Origin of the sequence: Streptomyces hygroscopicus subsp. hygroscopicus (assembly GCF_001553455.1) — a bacterium.
In the GTDB taxonomy this organism is placed as follows: domain Bacteria; phylum Actinomycetota; class Actinomycetes; order Streptomycetales; family Streptomycetaceae; genus Streptomyces; species Streptomyces hygroscopicus.
On sequence record NZ_BBOX01000071.1, the window covers coordinates 1 to 3,013 of the forward strand.

The 3,013-nt window shown below is 73.3% G+C and carries 3 protein-coding genes; all 3 read left to right on the plus strand.

From position 1 onward, the window contains the following. Nucleotides 1-415: hypothetical protein (locus tag AXW62_RS08520; protein ID WP_060943967.1), on the plus strand; the 415-nt coding region annotated here is incomplete at its 5' end. Nucleotides 416-579: 164 nt separating this feature from the next. Beyond that, a complete protein-coding gene (locus tag AXW62_RS08525) occupies nt 580-1,740 on the plus strand; it encodes a Gfo/Idh/MocA family protein (RefSeq protein WP_060943968.1) in 1,161 nt (386 codons plus the stop codon). Further along, nucleotides 1,737-2,906, plus strand: a complete 1,170-nt coding sequence (locus AXW62_RS08530; RefSeq protein ID WP_060943969.1) for a dihydrodipicolinate synthase family protein — start codon at nt 1,737-1,739, stop codon at nt 2,904-2,906. Before AXW62_RS08525 ends, AXW62_RS08530 begins: the two co-directional genes overlap by 4 nt. Nucleotides 2,907-3,013: the final 107 nt, after the last annotated feature.

The following is a 3,013-nucleotide window of genomic DNA, read 5'->3' on the forward strand; positions in this document are numbered from 1 at the left end:
GGACGCGCCCGCCACCGCCGGTGGCTACGTCCGCGCGCTGCGGTCCCGGCTGCGCCCCGGCGATCTGCTGGCCGGGGCGGGGCTGCTGGCCGGCGGCGTCCTGCTGGTGTTCAACGCGCTGGCGGCCGGGGCCGGGCTGCCGGGCGCGGCGGTCTTCCGGCCCGCGCTCTACGCCGTGGCCGGGCTGCTCGCCGTCGTGCTGCTGCGGGCCTGCGCCCGCCCCGAGTCGGCGACGAGCTGGCGCGCCGCGCTGCGCCCGGCCGCGTACGAGGCGGTCTCCCGGCCCCGTGCGAGCGCCGTGCTGCTGCTGGCCGTGGCCACCGCCGCGGTCTGCGCCTGGGCCTATCCGCCGCTGGCCTTCCTCGTCCCCGGGCCCCTCGCGATCGCCGCCCGGGCCACCGAGCACCATCTGTGAGCCCCTCCCGCGCGCTACCGGGCCGGCGCCGCGCCGGGGCGCCGGCCATCCGGTGTCCTTCCCGCGTCCGGTCTCGACAGGGGCGGGGCGGGCGGCTAGCGTGAAGGATAGAAAGCGCTTACTGCACGCGCTTACTGCGACTCTTGGTGAGGAGAAGAACCCACGTGACACGTAAGACAGTGCGGATCGCCATGAACGGTGTGACCGGCCGGATGGGCTACCGCCAGCACCTCGTCCGCTCACTCCTCGCCATCCGCGAACAGGGCGGGATCGACCTCGGCGACGGCACCGTCCTGTGGCCCGAGCCGCTGCTCCTCGGCCGCCGCGAGCACGCGCTCAAGGAGCTGGCCGAGCGCCACGGCCTCGACCCGGTCGCGGACGTCTCCACCGACCTGGACGCCGTGCTGGCGGACGACGGCGTCGACATCTACTTCGACGCGCAGGTCACCTCCGCCCGTGAGCAGGCCATCAAGAAGGCCATCGCGGCCGGCAAGCACATCTACACCGAGAAGCCCACCGCCACCGGTCTGGACGGCGCCCTCGAGCTGGCCCGGCTCGCCCGGTCGGCGGGCATCAAGCACGGGGTCGTCCAGGACAAGATCTTCCTGCCGGGGCTGCTGAAGCTGAAGCGCCTCATCGACGGCGGCTTCTTCGGCCGGATCCTCTCGGTGCGCGGCGAGTTCGGCTACTGGGTTTTCGAGGGCGACTGGCAGGAGGCCCAGCGGCCCTCCTGGAACTACCGGGCCGAGGACGGCGGCGGCATCGTCGTGGACATGTTCCCGCACTGGGAGTACGTGCTGCACGAGCTGTTCGGCGGCGTGCGCACGGTCCAGGCGCAGGCCGTCACCCACATCCCGACCCGCTGGGACGAGCGGGGCAAGCCGTACGAGGCCACCGCCGACGACGCGGCCTACGGCGTCTTCCAGCTCGAGGGCGGCGTCATCGCCCAGATCAACTCCTCCTGGGCGGTCCGGGTCAACCGGGACGAGCTGGTCGAGTTCCAGGTCGACGGCACCGAGGGCTCGGCCGTCGCCGGTCTGCGCAGGTGCCGGGTCCAGCACCGCTCGGCCACCCCCAAACCGGTCTGGAACCCCGACCTGCCGGCCACCGAGGTCTTCCGCGACCAGTGGCAGGAGGTCCCCGACAACGCGGAGTTCGACAACGGCTTCAAGGCGCAGTGGGAGCTGTTCCTGCGCCATGTCGCGCTCGACGAGCCCTGGCGCTGGGACCTGCTGGCCGGGGCGCGCGGTGTGCAGCTCGCCGAGCTGGGATGGAAGTCGTCGGTGGAGGGCCGCCGGCTGGACGTACCGGAGCTGGCCCTGTGACCCTCCACCTCCCCGCGCCGGGCGGTACCACCCGCGCCTACCACCCCCGCACCGAACCGCTGCGGCTGACCGCGGGCGCCCCCTTCACCTCCCGCGTCGTGTTCTCCGCCGCCCACGTGGTGGCCGACCCGTACGCCGATGTGACCCCCGACGGCCCGGCCGCCGTCGACTGGGACGCCACCCTCGCCTTCCGCCGCCACCTGTGGTCGCACGGGCTGGGCGTGGCCGAGGCCATGGACACCGCCCAGCGCGGCATGGGCCTGGACTGGGCGGGCGCCGCCGAGCTGATCCGCCGTTCGGCGGCCGAGGCGAAGGCGGCCGGCGGCCGGATCGCCTGCGGCGTCGGCACCGACCAGCTGTCCGCCACCGGGATCGGCTATCCCTATTCCCTGGACCAGGTCCGGGCCGCCTACGAGGAACAGCTGGCCGTCTGCGAGGAGTCCGGCGCCCAGGCCATCCTGATGGCCTCCCGCGCCCTGTGCGCCGTGGCCGAGGGCCGCGAGGACTACCTGGAGGTCTACGGCCACCTGCTGCGCCAGTCCGCCGAGCCGGTGATCCTGCACTGGCTGGGCCCGATGTTCGACCCGGCCCTGGAGGGCTACTGGGGCAGCACCGACCTGGACGCCGCCACCCGTACCTTCCTCGACGTCATCGCCGCCCACCCCGACAAGGTCGACGGCATCAAGGTCTCCCTGCTGGACGCCCGGCGCGAGGTCGAGCTGCGGCGCAAGCTGCCGGACGGGGTGCGCTGCTACACGGGCGACGACTTCCACTACCCCGAGCTGATCGCGGGCGACGACCAGGGCTTCAGCCACGCCCTGCTCGGCATCTTCGACCCGCTGGGCCCGCTGGCGGCGGAGGCCGTGCGCACACTGGACACCGGCCATGTGGGCGCCTTCCGCGCCCTGCTGGACCCCACCGTGGAACTCTCCCGCCACCTCTTCCGGCCCCCGACCCGCTACTACAAGACGGGCGTGGTCCTGCTGGCCTGGCTGGCGGGCCACCAGTCGCACTTCACGATGGTCGGCGGCCTCCAGTCGGCCCGTTCGCTGCCGCATCTGGCCCGCGCCTACGAACTGGCGGACGGGCTGGGCCTGTTCCCGGACCCGGCGCTGGCCGAATCCCGCATGAAACACCTGCTGACCGTCCATGGAGTCGCGCAATGAACCCCGTCCCCCGGCTGAGCCTCAACCAGGAGACGATCAAGCAGTGGTCGCTGCCGGAGCTGGTGGAGGGCTGCGTCAAGGCGGGCGTCACGGGCGTGGGCCTGTGG